Genomic DNA, 18013 nt, shown 5'->3' on the forward strand with positions numbered 1-18013 from the left:
TGCTGCTTACTTCAGCCTATTCTCAACCTCATACGCGAGCTTCTCGATAAACTCGCCGGTCTCCATAGCGGTGGTCTCGCCGGTCTTGCGGGTACGAACCGAGATAACACCCTTTTCCTCGTCCTTGTCGCCAATGACGATCATATACGGAATCTTGTGAACCTGTGCTTCGCGGATCTTATAGCCAATCTTTTCGTTGCGCTCGTCCATGGTTACGCGGAAGCCCTTATCAGTCAGCTGCTTAACAACTTCCTGTGCGCACGGAATATTGCGGTCGGTCATCGGCATAACGCGAACCTGCTCCGGTGCCAGCCAGGTCGGGAATGCGCCTGCAAAATGCTCGGTGATAACGCCGATGAAGCGCTCAATGGAGCCGAGGACAACGCGGTGAATCATAACCGGACGGTGCTTCTCGCCGTCTGCGCCGGTGTACTCAAGCTCGAAACGCTCCGGAAGCTGCATATCCAGCTGGATGGTGCCGCACTGCCAGGTACGACCGATGGAGTCTGCCAGATGGAAGTCCAGCTTCGGACCGTAGAACGCGCCGTCGCCCTCGTTGACAACGTAGTCCTTGCCGATCTCGGTGATAGCCTCTGCGAGGGTCTTTTCCGCAAACTGCCAGTCCTTCAGTTCGCCCATGTGATCCTCCGGCATGGTGGACAGCTCGATCTGATAGGTCAGGCCGAAGGTGGAGTAAACCTCATCGAACAGACGAACGACATTCTTGATCTCGTCCTTCATCTGATCCCAGGTCATGAAGATGTGGGCATCATCCTGCGTGAAGCAGCGCACGCGGAACAGACCGTGCAGTGCGCCGGACAGCTCATGACGGTGTACCAGACCCAGCTCGCCGACACGCAGCGGCAGCTCCTTGTAGGAGTGCGGCTGAGCCTTGTAGACCAGCATACCGCCCGGGCAGTTCATCGGCTTGATTGCGTAATCCTCGTCATCGATGACGGTGGTGTACATGTTCTGCTTGTAGTGATCCCAGTGACCGGAGCGCTCCCACAGCTTGCGGTTGAGGATCATCGGGGTGGAAACCTCAACGTAGCCGTAGCGCTTGTGTACCTCGCGCCAGTAGTCGATCAGGGTGTTCTTGAGGATCATGCCGTTGGGCAGGAAGAACGGGAAGCCGGGGCCCTCCTCGGTCAGCATGAACAGGCCGAGCTCCTTGCCCAGCTTGCGGTGGTCGCGCTTCTTGGCCTCCTCCAGCATATTGAGGTACTGGTCGAGCTCGTCCTTTTTCGGGAATGCGGTGCCGTAAATACGCTGCAGCATCTTCTTGGAGGAATCGCCGCGCCAGTAAGCGCCGGTAACGTTCATCAGCTTGATGCCGTTGCCCTTTACGCGGCCGGTGGAGTCCAGATGCGGGCCTGCGCACAGGTCGGTGAACTCGCCCTGCTTGTAGAAGGAAATGGTAGCGTCTTCCGGCAGATCGTTAATCAGCTCTACCTTGTACGGCTCCTCGCGCTCTTCCATGAACTTGATGGCCTCTGCGCGCGGCAGCTCGAAGCGCTCGAGCTTCTCCTTTTCCTTGCAGATCTTGCGCATCTCTGCCTCGAGAGCATCGAGGTGCTCCTGCGTGAAGGAGAACGGCGCATCAAAATCGTAGTAGAAGCCGTTGTCGATGGACGGGCCGATGGCCAGCTTGACCTCCGGATACAGGCGCTTGACTGCCTGCGCGAGAATGTGCGATACCGTGTGACGGTAGGTGTCGCGGTATTCCTTGTTTTCAAACGTGTACTTGTTTTCTTCGGACACTTTTATTCAGACCTTTCTTGTAAAATCATAACGAGTGGAGTAATTGATAATGGAGAATGGGAAATGAAGGTATCCGTCCACGGGACGGAATTTTATGACGCGCTTTGCGCGTAACCACAATTCTCAACTCTCCATTTTCAATTTTTCATTACTGCAGAGTAACAAAAAAGCGCTCACCCCTGTATCTCTCAGGGGTGAGCGCTTGCCCACGGTTCCACCCTGCTTGCAGCCCTTGCAGGACTGCCGCTCGGAGTTCTTAACGCGAACGACACGGCACAGCATACTGCGGTTTTCCGCTGTGCGGCTCGGGAATCGGTACTGTTTTCTCCGCATTGCGTGTGCTTGCAGCCGTGGCGCACGCTCTCTGCCAAATGCTTTTCGGAAAACAGGATTTCCGTCATTGCCTATAACTTAATAAATACAGATTTATTATAACGCTCATATCCGCGCTTTGTCAACCGATTTCGCACGAAAAATGAAGAATTGAAAAATGCAGGATACCATCATCCTCTATTTTTCATTCACCATTACTGTGCCTTTGCCTTGGTAATCTTATCTGCAGCAAGCAAAATGCCCAGCTTGCCGGATTCATATGTCAGGCCGCCCTGCATATAGCAGACATACGGCTCACGCATCGGTGCATCGGCGGAAAGCTCAATGGACGCGCCCTGCACGAACGCGCCTGCAGCCATGATAACCTGATCGTCGTAACCCGGCATTGCCCACGGCTCCGGCGTTACATAGGAATCGACAGGCGCACCGGCCTGAATGCCCTCGCAGAAACGGCGCAGCGGGTCAGGCGCACCGAACGCGATGGTCTGGATGATGTCGTAACGCGACTCCTCTGCCTTCGGGCTTACCTCGTAACCGAGCTTTTCCATGACCTTTGCGCAGAACATCGCGGTCTTGACGGCCTGCATGGTAACATGCGGCGCCAGGAACAGGCCCTGATACAGCAGGCGGTTCTGACCCATCGTACAGCCGCATTCGCCGCCGATGCCGGGTGCGGTCAGCTTGTACGAGGCGTTCTCGACCAGATCGGCACGGCCTGCAATATAGCCGCCGGTCGGGGCCAGACCGCCGCCCGGATTCTTGATGAGCGAGCCTGCGATGATGTCCGCACCGACCTGCGTCGGCTCGATCTCCTCGGTGAATTCGCCGTAGCAGTTATCGACCATGATCGCTGCAGTCGTATTGACCTCACGCACGGCCTTGCAGATTTCGCCGATTTCCTCAACGGAAAGTGTCTTGCGGACGCCGTAGCCGCGGCTGCGCTGGATGAATACCAGCTTGATATTCTCATCTGCCGCCGCTACCTTGATGGCAGGCAGGTCAGGTTCGCCGTTCTTGAGGTCAACCTGCCTGTAGCCGATGCCGTAGCTCTTCATGCTGCCGCAGTAATCGCCGGTGATGGTGTTCTGCAGCGTGTCATACGCCGGTCCGGTGACGGACAGCACGGTGTCGCCGGTCTTGACGGCGGAAAACATCGCGCAGGAGAGCGCGTGCGTGCCGTTTACAAAGCCGATACGCACGAGTGCGGCCTCGGTGCCGAAAATATCGGCGTAGATCTTGTCGAGCGTGTCACGGCCGTAGTCATCGTAGCCGTAACCTGTCGTACCGGCAAACAGATTGTCGGATACTCGGTTCTTCGCAAATGCCGCCAGCACCTTCTCGGTGTTGCGGTCACAGATCTCCTCGAGGCGCTCGAAATACGGACGGATCTCGCGTTCAGCCTCACGGCCGAGCGCACGAATCTCCGGTGAAATCTTAATATATTCAGACATTTATGTGTAATCTCCTTCTATCAGAGTGAAGAGTGGAGAGTTAAGAGTGAAGATAACGAAACGGTTTCGCTGTCTCTCCACTCTGCAATCTCCACTCTCCACTTTTTCTATATAACGCTTTCGCCGTCCGGCAGCGTAAACAATTCACTGTCCGGCGTTTCCGTGCTGAGCTCGCTGACGGTGACTTTGCGCGTCAGCGTATCGCCGTCATAGAACGACGCCTGCGCCAGCAGACCGCTGACCGTTGAAACAGCATATACGCAGCGGTAGCCGTCCTGCTCAAACGTAACGGCAATACACGGTTCACCGTTAATATCCTGCCGGCCGGCAGCAGTCAGCTGTACTTCGTCAGCCAGAACATCCTCGTATGTCGGCAGCATAGCAGCTGCGTCATCAGTAAAATCGCCGGCTTTGCCCTGATAAGCAGTGCTGTCCCCTGCATTCCACGCGTACACCTTGCTGTCCGGAACGCGAATCAGCGTAGACTGCACCTGATTGTCACTGCCGAGTGTATCCGTGCGCATCACATTATCCCGCACATAGCGATGGCAGTACAGAGCCGCCGAGCCGCCATCATAGTAGATCGTGTTCTCGATCCTGCTGCTGTATGCCGCCGGACGTGTGAGCGTCGCAATGACGGTCTTGGCGTTATTGACATCAATGGTAATATCATCCACGCTCTGCCCGGTGAGCAGCGCACTGCCTGTGCCAACTGTTGGCGAATCGCCCTCACTGCCGGGCAGGATAATGCCGGTGCTGCTGCCGTGCATCCAGCCGGAGGACAGCACAAAGCTGAGCACCACCAGCAGCACGAGCACGGTAGCGCCCGCAGCCGCAATCTTCGGCGTAGTGTCCGGCAGATAGTGTTTCGGCGTATGCTTCTCTTTTTTTACGGGTTTCACGGGTTAAACGGAGCCGGACCGTCCTCGCGCAGACCAAAATACTGCTCGATCGCCTGCACGATACGCTGCGAGGTCTTTCCGTCGCCGTACGGATTGACAGCGTGCGCCATTTTTGCGTAAGCGTCCTTATCGTCAAACAGCTCGCGCGCGAGCTTAACGATATTGGCCTGCTCCACGCCTGCCAGCTTGACCGTACCGGCCTCGATGGCCTCCGGACGTTCGGTCTCGCGGCGCAGTACCAGAACCGGCTTGCCGAGGCTGGGCGCCTCCTCCTGCAGTCCGCCGGAGTCGGTCATGATGAGATAGCAGCGTGCCATCAGGTTGTGCATCTCGTCCACGGCCAGCGGATGAATGAGGTGAATGCGGTTATTGCCGCCGAGGAATTTCTCCGCAGTCTCGCGGACATACGGGCTGAGGTGCACCGGATAAACGAAGTGTACATCCGGATATGCTTCGCTCAGCTCGGCAATGGCGCGGCAGATGTTCTCCATCGGCTCGCCGTAGTTCTCGCGGCGGTGCGCGGTAACGAGGACAACGCGGTTGTTCTCGAAGTCCAGCGTTTTGAGCTGCTCATCGCGGAACTCGAAATCCGGCTTTACGGTCATGTGGATTGCGTCAACAACCGTGTTGCCCATGACAAACACGCCGTCTGTGATACCTTCCTTTGCAAGATTATCGCGGTTGCGCGGAGTCGGCGCAAAGTGCAGCGTTGCAATCTGACCGGTCAGCTTGCGGTTCATCTCCTCCGGGAACGGGCTGTACTTATCGTAGGTACGCAGACCGGCCTCTACATGGCCGACCGGCACCTTGTGGTAGAATGCAGCAAGCGCACCGGCAAAGGTAGTGGAGGTATCACCGTGGACGAGCACGATGTCCGGCTGTGCCTTTTCGAGCACCTCATCCAGACCGTGCAGGCTCTTCTCGGTGATGGTCGCCAGCGTCTGACGCGGCTGCATGATGTTCAGGTCATAATCCGGCTTAATATCGAAAATATCGAGCACCTGATCGAGCATCTCGCGGTGCTGCGCGGTAACACACACGATGGACTCGGTGTTTTCATTCTGCTCGAGCGCATGCACCAGCGGCGCCATCTTAATGGCCTCCGGGCGGGTGCCGAAAACCGTCATTACCTTGATTTTATTCATCGTCTTTATCCTCCTTGTTTTCGGATGCGTGTTTGCTCCAGTGCTCCGCACCGTAAATGATGCATGCACCTACCAGAATTGCAGCCAGAACCGCCAGCAGCAGCACGATCGCCTTAACCTCGCCGGACGAGGTGAGCACCACGGCGGTAAGACCGAGCGTTGCGCTGATAGCGTACAGAATAGCAACCGCCTGCTTCTGGTTGAAGCCCATGTCGATCAGCTTGTGATGCACATGGCCGCGGTCCGGGCTCATCGGACTTCTGCCTGCCGCCACACGGCGGATGATGGCATTGGCTGTATCGAAAATCGGCAGGCCGAGAATCAGGAACGGCACCGCAAACGAGATGACTGCGTAGAATTTGAACAGACCCATGATGGACACGGTTGCCAGCATGTAACCGAGGAAGGTCGAGCCGGTGTCGCCCATGAAGATCTTAGCCGGGTTGAGGTTGTACGGCATAAAACCGATGCACGCGCCGGCGAGCGCCGCCATCGTGATGGCAATCGGCATGTTGCCGGTCAGCAGTGCAACGGCAAGCATGGTAATCGCCGCGATAGACGAAACACCGACCGCAAGTCCGTCCAGACCGTCAATCAGGTTTACCGCATTCGTGATGCCGACAATCCAGATAATCGTGACCGGCACTGCCAGAATGCCGAGATGGACAAACGGCGTATCCGACAGCGGATTCAGATTGGTGAACAGACCAATCTGCAGATCGCCGATGCAGACCGGAATAGCTGCCGCTACAATCTGCACCACGAATTTGAGCTTGGCGCCGAGCGCCAGCACATCATCGAAAATACCGAGTGCGACAATGATGGCCGCTCCGAGCAGGACGCACAGCATGGTCTCATCGAGCTGCCCGAAAATCAGAATCGAACACAGGAAGCCGCCGTAAATGGCCAGACCGCCCAGCCGCGGGATCGGCTTTTTGTGCATGCGGCGTGCATCCTTTGGCACGTCGATCGCGCCGACCTTATGTGCAAAATTCTTGACCGGCGGTGTGAAAAAATAGCTCAGCACGGCAGCTACGGCAAACGCTGCAATAATCGTGCCGATGACAATATATTCAGACATGGTTTACTCCCTTTTGGCTCAGCGTGCGACAAAGCCTACCTTTCGATAAACCTTATCCAGCGTTTTGCGCGCCAGATAAGAGGCCTTCTGTGCGCCCTCCTTGTAGACCTGCTCCAGATAATCCTTGTTGTTCAGCAGATCGGTGGTCTTTTCACGAATCGGACGCAGCAGCTCGACAACGGCCTCGCCGACTGCGGGCTTGAACTCACCGTAACCCTTGCCGTCAAACTCGGCTGCCGCCTGTTCGATGGTCTTGCCGGTCGCCAGTGCGTAAATCTGCAGCAGGTTGGAAACACCCGGCTTGTTCTGCGGGTCAAAGATGATGCGGGAATCCGAGTCGGTAACCGCACGCTTGAACTTGCGCATAATATCCTCCGGCTTGTCCATCAGCAGAATATAGCCGTTCGGGTTCGGGTCGGACTTGCTCATTTTGCTGTTCGGGTCAACCAGGCTGGTAATCTTGGCACCCTCGCCAACCTTCGGGTAGTAGCCCTCCGGAATGGTAAAGGTGTTCGGATGCAGATTGTTGAAGCGGTTTGCAATGTCGCGGCAGATCTCGATGTGCTGGCTCTGGTCCACGCCAACCGGAACAAGATCGGTCTGGTACAGCAGAATGTCTGCCGCCATCAGAACCGGATAGGTGAACAGACCAACATTGATGTTGTCCGCATGCTTGGCGGATTTGTCCTTGAACTGGGTCATGCGGGAAGCCTCGCCGAACATGGTGAAGCAGTTGAGCACCCACGCCAGCTCCGCATGCGCGGGCACATGGCTCTGGATGAACAGAATGCTCTTTTCCGGGTCCAGACCGCAGGCAATGTACTGCGCGATCAGCTCAAGCGTTGCACGGCGGAGCGCCGCAGGCTCCTGCCGGACCGTAATGGCGTGCTGATCGACCACGCAGTAAATGCAGTTGTACTGCTCCTGCAGGATTGGGAAATTGCGGATAGCACCCAAATAGTTACCCAGCGTCAGCTTGCCGGACGGCTGCACGCCGGAGAAAATCGTTTTCTTCTGGTTATCGCTCATGTATATACTTCCCTTGCTTAGAATTTTTCGGTTCAATTCACCCCGAAAGGTTTCCATACTTAATTGTAATGATACCACAATTTATCATACGTTGCAACCATTCATAAAAAGGCAGGAGATAAGAGGCAGGAGAAACCATGCCGTAGAGGCGAACCGTGTTCGCCTGTTCAAGCGATTTGCAAGGGGGAACGAAAAAGGGCGCACAATGTGCGCCCCTACGGTAAGCCGACACGCAGGAAAATTCCTGCCTCCTAACTCCTCATTGATTGTTTACTCCGGTCTTTCCTTGACCTTCCGCAAAATAGCCCACTCGCTGACCTTGAACGGGAACGCAAAGTGTACGCGCATCTGCGGCACGTTGAACAGCTCACGCTCAGTGCCCTCGTCATCGGTGACGTTTTTCGCGCAGAACGTATACGGTGCCTGACCCGGCTGAATCAGCTCCAGCTCTTCCCCATCGAAAAAGCGGTTCTTGAGTGCGAACACGGCTTTGCCGCTGTCGTCACACTCGACCGGCATGCCGACAACCTCGTACTCGCGGATATACTGGCTGTCGCCGTAATGCTGTCCGTTTTCCTGATTGCCGAAGTAGAAGCCGGTGTAATACTCGCGGTGGCTGACCTTATTGACCTCATCACGGCAGAACTGCGGCAGAACAAAGTTTTCCGGGTCCTTTTTATAGGTGTCGATCGCGGCACGGTATGCACCGGTGACACAGGCTGCATAGTACGCAGTTTTGTTGCGGCCCTCAATCTTGAACGAGGTAATACCGGCCTTAATCAGCTCCGGAACGTGCTCGATCATGCACATATCCTTGGAGTTATACAGGTAGGTGCCGCGTCCGTCCTCCTCGACCGGGAAGAACTGCCCCGGACGCTTCTCCTCCATCAGAGAATAATTCCAGCGGCACGGCTGTGCACATGCGCCGTGGTTGGCGTCGCGGCCGGTCATGTACTGCGAGATCAGGCAGCGGCCGGAGTACGAAATACACATGGCACCATGAACGAAGGCCTCAATCTCGAGTTCCTTCGGAGTTTTGGCACGGATTTCGGCGATCTCCTCAAGGGAAAGCTCACGCGCGAGCACGATACGCTCGGCGCCTTCATCCGCCCAGTAGTTTGCCGCCTCGTGGTTAAGGATGCTGGTCTGAGTCGAGATGTGCACCGGAACCTTGGGCGCGTATCTGCGCGCCATGCGCAGCACGCCTACATCCGCGATGATGAGTGCGTCCGCGCCTGCGTCCTGCAGCAGCTCCAGATAGGCCGGAAGCGCCGGAAGGTCGCGGTTGGACGGCATAATATTGACTGTAATGTAGCACTTGACGCCGTGCGCGTGCGCGTAGGCAATGCCCTCGCGCAGCGCGTTATCGTCAAAGTTGGTTGCAGCGGCACGCATGCCGAAGCGCGTTCCGGCCATATAGACCGCATCCGCGCCGTAGGCAATGCCAAACCGCATTTTGTCCAGATCGCCTGCGGGCGACAGTAATTCAGGTGTGTTATTCACCGTTTGCCTCCGTTGTCGTCGTATCTGCCGAAGCGTTTGCAGCCTGCGCCTGTGCCTGATTAGAAGCCTCGATGTTGCGCTCGTGCTCCTCATAGCTGCTTGCAAACAGGTGCGAGCCGTCCGGCATAGCAACGTAATAGTAGTAATTGTTGTCCTCCGGATGGCTTGCTGCGTACAGCGAAGCATGACCCGGGTTGCAGATCGGTCCGGGCGGCAGACCCTCGTGGTTGTAAAGGTTGTACTCGGAATCCGACTTGAGATCCTCGTCACTCAGCTTGCCGCCGGTGCGTCCCAGACCATACAGAACGGACGCGTCCACCTGCAGATACGGGAACTCGGAGGAATTGTTCAGACGGTTGTAGATAACGCCCGCAATGCGTGCGCGCTCATCGTCGCGCTGTGCCTCACGCTCGATGAGAGAGGCGATCGTGACAATATCGTGCATCGAGCGGCCGAGATTCTCCGCGCCGGACTTGATGTCCGCATCGTACTTGTTGCCAAAGTTGTTGAGCATCTTGTTGATGGTATCGACTACCGCAGCGTTGCCCTTGTATACCTCATAGGTATCCGGGAACAGATAGCCTTCCAGCCAGCCTTCCGCGGCCGGTTTTTCATCCTCAAGGAAATCGTGCTTGAAGGAATATTCATTCAGCACCTCATCCAGTGCATCCTCGGTGCAGATATGGTTGTCAAGCAGCACCTGACGGATCTGCGAGATGGAATAACCCTCCGGGATGGTAATCTGCACGGTCTCTGTGCTTGCAGTGTTGGTCAGCGCGTCTACGATCTGACCGTAGTCCATCGACGGGTTCAGCTGATACGCGCCTGCCAGAACCGAGGTATCGGTCTGGTGCTTGAGCTTCAGATACAGCTTGAACACCGAATGATAATTGATAACGCCCTGGTCGTCCAGTTCCTTGGCGAGCGAGGATACCGAGGTGTTCTCCGAAACCGTGATCTCCTTGACCGCATCCGCCTTGACAAAGGCAAAAATGTCGTTTGCCATGAACAGCGCTGCAATCGACAGCACCAGCGAAGCACCGACTACTGCGATCATGTACACCATCGAGCCTGCACAGCCTGCGTTCATCCGGCGGCGGCTGCGGCGGCGTTTGGGCTGCTTCTGCGGCTGCTCCAGCTCCCGATCGTCATCGAAATGCTCCGGCGTGAACTGCTCGGGCACCGGCGATTCCGAACCCGGCAGCGGTACGCGCCGCGTTTCATCGTTGTTAAAATGATTATCCATAATTCACCTCTCTGCGGATCAGCCTCAGCCGATCCAGTAATTCAGAATGATTTTACCGGCAAATGCCAGCACGAACACAATAAATCCGGGCTCTTTCACCAGCAGCCACAGGTCGTACCAGCCGGCGCTGACCTCAAAGTGCGGAATGGAACCGCGAGCCAGCATTTTTCCCAGCGTGTCCAGCGTTAAGAACACAAACAGCAGGAAAAAGAGCACAGTCAGCGGCAGCAGGATGTTCCAAATGCCAAACGGTGCATAGGTATCTGCTATCCACTGCATCACCACGGTGACAAATGCCGCCGCAGCATGGGAAAGTACCGCCGCCCATACGGTATCAAACACATAGGTCAGATAGGTAAACGCCAGTCCGGCGCAGAAGCCTGCCGCCAGATCAAGCGGGCTGCCATGCAGCAGTGCGAACACGATGCCGCCGAACAGCAGGCACGCCGAGGTACCGACTTCTTCACCGTATACGCTGAACAGCGCACCGCGTAAATAGATCTCCTCGACCAGAGCTGCTATCACAACGCCGATCAGCAGCCGCCATGCAAACGACATACCGCCGAGCGGCATCGGCAGGGATGCAATCGTCAGCCGGAGACCGGTATGCGCCAGCAGACGGTATTCCAGCATGTTCAGGCTGAGGGCGGCAAATGCGGTCGCCGCGCCCATAAACAGGATGAGCAGCCAGCCGCCCTTACGCGGCATCTTGAATGCAAGCCGCTGCTTAAAGCGCTCCCGATCCATGCCGGGCAGCGCCATTGCAAGCGCCAGACCGAAGCACACGATCTCACCGAGCGCCATCAGCGACGGAGGCAGATTGAAGTGTGTGATCAGCTTTTCCATACCTGTCAGCAGGCAGAAGCACACAAACAGGCTGAGACCCGGCAGCAGTGTGCGTTTATCTTGATTCATCGGTGCGCAGCACCTCTCTTTCGGTGATGATGTAATGACAGCGGCGATCGAACGCCTCGCGCGGCAAAGTTGCGCTCATGCGCTGAGATGCACACAGCGCCGCACAGGCCGCGTTTGTCCGGCTGAGAAACCGGTCATAGTAGCCGCCGCCGTAGCCGAGACGGTACCCTTTTCTGTCGCACGAGAGCGCAGGCGCAAGAATCAGGTCGATGTTCTCCGGTGCAATCTCCGGCGCCGTGTCGGACGGCTCCAGGATACCGTAGTGACCGGTCCGCAGTTCAGAGAGCGCGGTGATTTTCCGCGCGGTCATGCTGCCGTCCTTGCCGCACAGCGGCACGCAGACCGTCCTGCCGGACGCAAGCGCGTTTTCGAGTACCATGCGGGTGTCAATCTCCTCAGCAGTCGAAACATAGCAGAAAATGCATTCTGCCTGCTGATAGAACTCGCTTTGCAGAATGTTCTGTGCGATGGCGCGATCAATCACCTGCTTTTCCGCAGCAGACAGACTTGCCCGTTCGGCAAGATAGCGCCCCCGCAGCGTTTTCTTATCCGTACACATGATGTACGACCGACTCTGCGATCTCGTCTGCCTTGGCCTTGCCGCACAGCGCGGTAATCAGCTCGCACGCGAAATCCAGTGCACCGCCTACGCCGCAGCCGGTGATGATCCTGCCATCGGTGACTGCGTTTTTCTTTTCCGGGGTCGAACCCTTCATGCCGTCCTCCATGCCCGGATAGCAGGTCGCCTTTTTGCCTTCGAGCAGGCCCATGCCGCCCAGAATGATGGACGGAGCCGCGCAGATTGCCGCAATGTACTTGCCTGCATCCGCCATCGTGCGAACCGCATCGGTGACACGCTTGTCCGCGTACAGGTTAGTTGTGCCCGGCATGCCGCCCGGCAGAATCAGCATATCTGCCGCTGCGAGGTCAACCTCGTCCATGGACAGGTCGGTTACGACATTGATGCCGCGTGCACCGCACACGGTTGCACCGGTCACACCGACCAGCCTGGTCTCCACACCTGCGCGGCGCAGAAGATCGACCGGAGTCAACGCCTCGACTTCCTCGAAGCCCTCTGCCAGTAATACATATACCATGTTTGTCACACCTTTCAGTTGAGCATTAAATTCATATATCCAGCGGTTTCATCCGCTTTTTTATGCCATTTGCATACACCGAGTGCGGTTTCCGCGCCAATCTCCGTCACGGTAAGCGTGCCGCGGCCGAGCGTTTGCAGCAGACCCTGCAACTGCGCGTCATCTGCGCCGAGCAGCTCCTGCACATTGTCCTCCCAGCAGAACGCATAGCCGGTGAGCGTTTCGTCCTTGAACCAACCGTATACGCCCGCACCAAGCGTGTCGAACAGCGCAAGCTGCGCGTTCCAGTACGCCGTGTCCCGCTCGATGCGGCATTTCGGCACCAGTTTGTCATACAGCGCCGCCAGTGCAGGCACATCCGCCGAGGTCAGCCGCTGAGGTGCTTCGCGCTCCCCTGCCGTGCAGGTAATCTCCCGGCGGGAAATATGGAAGAACGGCTCGTAGCCGAACGGTTTGTAAAAATCAAACAGCCACTTTTCTGCCGGAATGAGCACGGACGCAATGCGTCCCCCCTGCCTGTCCAACTCGAACGAGCGCTCGAGCAGCCGCGCCATATAACCCTTGCGGCGATGCTTCGGGTCGGTGCATGCACCGTAAATATACGTTGCCTCGCGGGAGAGGCCGTCCACCGTCATGCGGTACGGGAGCATCTGCACCATCGCCACGAGCATTTCGCCCTCAAGATATAGCAGCGTATATTTCTCTTTATAAAAGTGCGCGAAGAAGTAGTCGTTGAAGCCGCCCTCATCCGGAAAACAGGTTTCCCAAAGGGCACGAACGGCAGGAAAATCGCCCTTTTCTGCAAATCGCATCATTTCTGATTACTCCTTAGGCACAGCCATATATTTCACGCCGCGCATTACCGGATAATAGGACTTCTTCGCCTTGCGCAGACCCTCGAGTCCCAGATCCTCCTCGCGGTTGACATATTCCACATCATTGCAGTTGCGCTGTACGAACTGCTGGTTGATCATCTGGTACGCGCCCTGAATCGTGTGATCAGCCTTTTCAATCTGTACCACGAACATATCCGGCATAGCCTTGCAGCCGAATGTGAACGCGATAACCTCGCCGTCCAAGCGGAGCAGTCCGCCGCGCAAATTCAAGTAGTCAAAGTTGTGGAGCGCCTGCACGATTGCGCAGGTCTCGCCTTCAAAATCGCGCTCGCGTGCACAGCCGTTCAGGTTGCACCAGTGGATGTGGAACGCGAATGCGTCCTTGATGTTATCCCTGGTCATATCCTCGTAGCTCCAGCGGCCCTCATAGGCGGTCTTGAAGCGGTTGACGAGGTTGCGCTTGCTCTGCAGCTTTTTGCCGGACAGCGTGCGCAGCTTTTCCGCGAGGTAGATATAGTCGTCGCCGTCCTCGCTGTCATGCGAGAACATGAACTTGCCCGGACGAACGGCTTCGATACGCTCGATCATCGGCTCAGCGACCGAGACGATGACGAACGGAAGACCGCGTTCAGCGGCATCCTGCTCGAGCACATCCAGTGCAGCGCCGAGATCGCCCTGACCGACAGGCGCAAGATAACAGTCGTGCCCGCCGTCCAGCGGAGACATTTTCACCAGCATAAAGCCATCTTTGAAGCAAATCTGCGTATTGTAGTGGCTGCGCCACATGAAAAGATCGACAAAGCAGCGCTCGCACAGATGATAGTTGTAATGCGAGCCGCAGTGCTCGACCATTGGTTTATCTTCTAAAGTAATTTCTCTAAACGGTAACATATAATGCCTTTCTCAAGATTGATTTGAGGGTTACTTGCCCTCGCGCAGCGCCTGATAGTGCGCGCGCACTTCTGCGGCCTTGCCGCAGGACATTTTGCCCTCTGTGCAGACACCGTCCACGCAGGCCGGTCCGCAGTGACCGAACAGCGTCGGCGCAACAGCGTATACCTGCCTGTACATCTCCTCGGCAAGCGCACGGATCTCCCACTGGGCGCGATTGCAGCAGCGCAGGCGGAAAAAGTTCTTGAGGCTGCGGGCGTTCGCCGTCATGACAATGCGGGTCGCGCAGGCGTTCGGCAGAACGTAGCGTGCGTCCTCAATGGCGTGCTTTTCAGCCTTGCTGCGGGCGGTCTTCTCCGGAACGCCTTGCTCGAGCAGCTCCTTGAGGTAGCCTTCCATCAGCGCGGCCGTCAGTTCCTCGTAGGTGCGCTGATCGTCCTCCATCGCCTGAATAAATTTTGCCCGGGCAGCCGGAATTTTATCAATCTCCGGCGGAACAACATACTCGAAGCCCTTCTCACGCACATAGCGCTGGCTCTGTACCGAGAACGATGCAATGCGGTGGCGCGTGATCTGCGCCAGCAGAGAACGCGATACACCCTCGATTGCAAAGGTGAACGACACATGCTCGATCGGGCTTTCGTGGCCGATCTCGGAAAGCATGTTGACAAAACTCTCGGTCTTTTCCTCGGTCAGACCATCCAGCACGCTGTCAACGTCCGTGGAGGAATAGCAGTTCTTTGCTGCAGCCGCGACCAGCTTTTCCGGGTCCGGCGTGTAAGCAAGCAGTTTTACTTTCATTCTTGTCACTTCCCCTTTCTGCCAAACAGCCGCTCCTTGATAACGATGAGCAGAAATTTCGGCAGCTTCATCATACGGCCGATACGGCTGGGCTGCTTGAGCAGGCGGTAAAACCACTCCAGACCCAACCTGATGAAAATATCCGGCGCGCGCTTGGCAACGCCTGCAAACACATCCAGCGAGCCGCCGAGACCGCAGAACAGTGTGCTGTGGATATCGTCCATGTTGTCCGCGATAAATTTCTCCTGCTTGGGCGCACCCAGACAAACGAACACAACATCCGCACCGCCTGCGGCGTTGATGCTGTCCACAACCTCCTGCGGGTCGGAGAAATAGCCGTCATGCGTGCCGGCGAGCACCAGTCCCGGATACTTCGCACACAGGTTTGCACCTGCCTTTTCGGCAACACCGGGCTTCGCACCCAGCAGATACAGGCGCATGTTCTCCTTGGCCATCGCGGCAACAAGGCTCTCGGCAAATTCAATGCCGGCTACCTTGCCGTGCAGCTTTTCACCGAGGATCTTCGCCGCATAGATGATGCCGATGCCGTCCGGCAGGACAAGCGTCGCATGGTTGACAACGCCCATGAATTTTTCGTCATGGCGGCAGAGATCGACGATCTCCGGATTCGGGGTAACAACATAACCCTTCTGCCGGGAACGGATCTTGCTCATTGCAAGCTCAACAGCCTGCTGCTTGGTAACGGCGTGAAATTGCACGCCCAGAATAGAAGCAGTATTCATCTTCGTATCTCCCATATTTTCCAGCCTTTTATTTGGCGATGAACATTCCTAATCTATTGTATTATACAGCAGCAAACTAAAATCTGCAAGCCCAGCTTGCAGAGAGTGAGGAGTAGATAGCGATAAACGTATCATGCAGGGTGGGCTGACCCCGGCCCGCCGCCTGTATGCATGTGCAGATCGTTGCGAACGGCGGCATGAGGTCATACCGCCCTACAATATGCCTGGCAAACATCGTTCTCGTTCCGCATAAGCTGATACAGAGGGAGGTGAACCCATGGAAGAACTAACGCAGTATATCAAGGCGGATTTCGCGGTTCTGGTAGCGGTTTTGTACTGCATCGGACGCGGACTCAAAGCAATACAGCGGTTTCCCAATCAATTTATCCCTCTGGCACTCACGTTCTGCGGGATCGGACTGGCTTGTCTGTCAGTCGCATCGCGCTATGCCAGCTACGGCAACTGGGCAGCCGCTCTGTTTGAAGGTGTGGTACAAGGTGTCCTGTGTACAGGCATGTCGGTCTATCTGAACGAAGTCATAGCACACTGCAGTTCAAACAAAGGAAACGACCCGCCGAAATAACACGCGAAAACAAAAAGAAGAACAAAGTGTTCCAACGGTCTCAACGGCTTCGGATTCCCGAAGCCGTTTTCGTTTATCCTTACTTGCATCAGCAGGCAATTTGCGGTACAATACCCATATAAACTCTGTCCCCTGCTTTTGGGACACCAAGGAGAGAGACACGCCTTGTACGATTTACAAACTCTGATTTTTTACGCCAAGGAGAAAAACACCTCCGATGTGCATTTAACCGTTGGTCTCCCGCCGATGCTGCGTATCGACGGTGAGCTGCGTACCCACGGTGACGTACCTCTGACCGAGCAGGATGTACAGGATGCGGCACAGCAGCTTGCGGATGAGCATCAGCTGCACGAGCTGAAAACCATCGGCGAGTCCGACTTTGCGGTGACGTTTGCCGATTCCGTGCGTATGCGCTGCAATCTGTTTCGCCAGCAGCACCACACGGCGCTGGCGCTGCGTCTGCTGCCGATGGAAATCCCGACTGCGGAGCAGCTTCGCCTGCCGGATATCATTATACAGCAGGCAGAAAAGCCGCGCGGACTGGTTATCGTGACCGGACCGACCGGCTCCGGTAAAAGTTCCACGCTGGCGGCGCTGATCGACCACGTCAACCGCACCGCGGCACGCCATATCATCACGCTTGAAAACCCAATCGAGTATGTACACCCGCGCATTCGCTCAATGATCAACCAGCGCGAAATCGGTGCGGATACGGACAGCTTCGCAAGCGGCCTGCGAGCAGCTCTGCGGCAGGACCCGGACGTTATTCTCGTCGGTGAGATGCGCGATCTGGAGACCATTTCGACCGCTATCACGGCTGCCGAGACCGGTCACCTTGTATTCGGCACACTGCACACCAAGGGAGCTGCCGGTACGATCGACCGTATCGTAGATGTATTCCCACCAGAGCAGCAGGAGCAGATTCGCATTCAGCTTGCCGAGGTGCTCGAGTGCATTGTCTGCCAGACGCTCGTACCGCGCACCATGGGTGGCCGCGTAGCTGCATTTGAGATTCTGACCGGCACCCCTGCCGTGCGCAACCTGATCCGCCAGAACAAGTCGTATCAGCTCATCAGCACCATGCAGACCGGCCGCAATCAGGGTATGATGCTGATGGACGATTCGCTCGGTGAACTCGTCCGCAGCGGAGAGGTCCGCATCGACGATGCCGCCGCAAAGGCAGCCGACCCGGAAGCGTTTCCGCAGTCTGTCTTCCGATAAGATAACAAATCCCGCGTTGAATTTCACGCGGGATTTTTATGGCAATACCGCATAAAGGAGCCGCGGCTTTAATTATGCGGTGTTGCCTTATGCTTACTTTGCTTTGCGCCTGCTTTGGGAGCAGGATGCCGCAGGTTCTTACGTTAATTTTCCATTCTCCATTCTCAGTTTTCCGCAACTCTACGGAGCGTTCATTGTATTCTCCTCCGTTTTCCGTATAATAGAATGCAAGGGAGGTGATCCTAATGGATCAGGTAAAAACCGGCAGACTGATCCGCGCTCTGCGGACAAAACTGGGACTGACACAGCTTGCGCTGGCCAAACAGCTTGGTGTCAGCGACAAAGCGGTATCCAAATGGGAGCGTGGAGTTTCCCATAGTTAAAGATACCACACCAAACATAACAACACCACGCTTATACGGGACTTAGCACACCCCAAAAGAACATACAGAAATCCCCCATAAGCAACAAGGTT

At 56.3% G+C, this 18013-nt stretch carries 18 protein-coding genes; 3 read left to right on the plus strand and 15 right to left on the minus strand.

Features of this window, described 5'->3' with window-relative positions; all coding sequences use genetic code 11:
* Positions 1 to 6: 6 nt before the first annotated feature.
* The 15 genes from thrS to PG722_RS04080 all read right to left on the minus strand — a co-directional run bounded on the left by thrS (position 7) and on the right by PG722_RS04080 (position 15734).
* A complete protein-coding gene (gene thrS, locus PG722_RS04010; RefSeq protein WP_118285532.1) occupies positions 7 to 1761 on the minus strand; it encodes a threonine--tRNA ligase in 1755 nt (584 codons plus the stop codon).
* 527 nt (positions 1762 to 2288) lie between these two features.
* Complete coding sequence (locus PG722_RS04015) at positions 2289 to 3545, minus strand: methionine gamma-lyase family protein (RefSeq protein WP_270579735.1); 1257 nt, start codon at positions 3543 to 3545, stop codon at positions 2289 to 2291.
* Between the two features lie 107 nt (positions 3546 to 3652).
* Positions 3653 to 4447 (minus strand): hypothetical protein, encoded by a 795-nt coding sequence (locus PG722_RS04020; protein WP_270579736.1) that lies wholly within the window; start codon positions 4445 to 4447, stop codon positions 3653 to 3655.
* Positions 4444 to 5592: a non-hydrolyzing UDP-N-acetylglucosamine 2-epimerase gene (wecB, locus tag PG722_RS04025; protein ID WP_119191094.1), complete on the minus strand. Its 1149-nt coding sequence runs from the start codon at positions 5590 to 5592 to the stop codon at positions 4444 to 4446. Before wecB ends, PG722_RS04020 begins: the two co-directional genes overlap by 4 nt.
* A complete protein-coding gene (locus PG722_RS04030; RefSeq protein WP_117491700.1) occupies positions 5585 to 6673 on the minus strand; it encodes an MraY family glycosyltransferase in 1089 nt (362 codons plus the stop codon). Before PG722_RS04030 ends, wecB begins: the two co-directional genes overlap by 8 nt.
* Positions 6674 to 6691: 18 nt before the next feature.
* On the minus strand, positions 6692 to 7702 hold the full coding sequence (gene trpS, locus PG722_RS04035) for a tryptophan--tRNA ligase (protein ID WP_110436847.1): 1011 nt from the start codon (positions 7700 to 7702) through the stop codon (positions 6692 to 6694).
* 270 nt (positions 7703 to 7972) lie between these two features.
* Positions 7973 to 9205 (minus strand): peptidase U32 family protein, encoded by a 1233-nt coding sequence (locus PG722_RS04040; RefSeq protein ID WP_270417281.1) that lies wholly within the window; start codon positions 9203 to 9205, stop codon positions 7973 to 7975.
* Complete coding sequence (gene mltG / locus PG722_RS04045) at positions 9198 to 10451, minus strand: endolytic transglycosylase MltG (RefSeq protein WP_270579737.1); 1254 nt, start codon at positions 10449 to 10451, stop codon at positions 9198 to 9200. Before mltG ends, PG722_RS04040 begins: the two co-directional genes overlap by 8 nt.
* Before the next feature lie 24 nt (positions 10452 to 10475).
* On the minus strand, positions 10476 to 11366 hold the full coding sequence (locus PG722_RS04050) for a CPBP family intramembrane glutamic endopeptidase (protein ID WP_110436850.1): 891 nt from the start codon (positions 11364 to 11366) through the stop codon (positions 10476 to 10478).
* A complete protein-coding gene (locus PG722_RS04055; protein ID WP_270579738.1) occupies positions 11353 to 11925 on the minus strand; it encodes a 5-formyltetrahydrofolate cyclo-ligase in 573 nt (190 codons plus the stop codon). The genes PG722_RS04050 and PG722_RS04055 overlap by 14 nt, the downstream gene beginning before the upstream one ends.
* Positions 11912 to 12463: a DJ-1 family glyoxalase III gene (locus tag PG722_RS04060; protein ID WP_270579739.1), complete on the minus strand. Its 552-nt coding sequence runs from the start codon at positions 12461 to 12463 to the stop codon at positions 11912 to 11914. Before PG722_RS04060 ends, PG722_RS04055 begins: the two co-directional genes overlap by 14 nt.
* A 14-nt stretch (positions 12464 to 12477) precedes the next feature.
* A complete protein-coding gene (locus tag PG722_RS04065; RefSeq protein ID WP_270579740.1) occupies positions 12478 to 13278 on the minus strand; it encodes a GNAT family N-acetyltransferase in 801 nt (266 codons plus the stop codon).
* A 6-nt stretch (positions 13279 to 13284) separates the two neighbouring features.
* Positions 13285 to 14190, minus strand: a complete 906-nt coding sequence (locus tag PG722_RS04070; protein ID WP_270579741.1) for a DUF2156 domain-containing protein — start codon at positions 14188 to 14190, stop codon at positions 13285 to 13287.
* A 30-nt stretch (positions 14191 to 14220) separates the two neighbouring features.
* A complete protein-coding gene (thyX, locus tag PG722_RS04075; protein ID WP_161275116.1) occupies positions 14221 to 14991 on the minus strand; it encodes an FAD-dependent thymidylate synthase in 771 nt (256 codons plus the stop codon).
* A gap of 5 nt (positions 14992 to 14996) precedes the next feature.
* Entirely contained in the window at positions 14997 to 15734 is a 738-nt protein-coding gene (locus PG722_RS04080) for a WecB/TagA/CpsF family glycosyltransferase (RefSeq protein ID WP_270579742.1), read from the minus strand.
* A 277-nt stretch (positions 15735 to 16011) separates the two neighbouring features.
* Between PG722_RS04080 and PG722_RS04085 the strand changes: the two genes are divergently transcribed.
* From PG722_RS04085 to PG722_RS04095, 3 genes are all read left to right on the plus strand, one after another.
* A complete protein-coding gene (locus PG722_RS04085; RefSeq protein ID WP_118481242.1) occupies positions 16012 to 16317 on the plus strand; it encodes a phage holin family protein in 306 nt (101 codons plus the stop codon).
* Positions 16318 to 16482: 165 nt separating this feature from the next.
* Positions 16483 to 17538: a type IV pilus twitching motility protein PilT gene (locus PG722_RS04090; protein WP_188885513.1), complete on the plus strand. Its 1056-nt coding sequence runs from the start codon at positions 16483 to 16485 to the stop codon at positions 17536 to 17538.
* 245 nt (positions 17539 to 17783) lie between these two features.
* Positions 17784 to 17921 carry a helix-turn-helix domain-containing protein gene (locus PG722_RS04095; protein ID WP_330674656.1) on the plus strand — a complete coding sequence of 46 codons (138 nt, stop codon included), beginning with the start codon at positions 17784 to 17786 and terminating at the stop codon, positions 17919 to 17921.
* Positions 17922 to 18013: the final 92 nt, after the last annotated feature.

The sequence above is a fragment of the Butyricicoccus sp. OF27-2pH9A genome (assembly GCF_027693185.1).
GTDB classification, from domain to species: Bacteria; Bacillota; Clostridia; order Oscillospirales; family Butyricicoccaceae; genus Agathobaculum; species Agathobaculum butyriciproducens.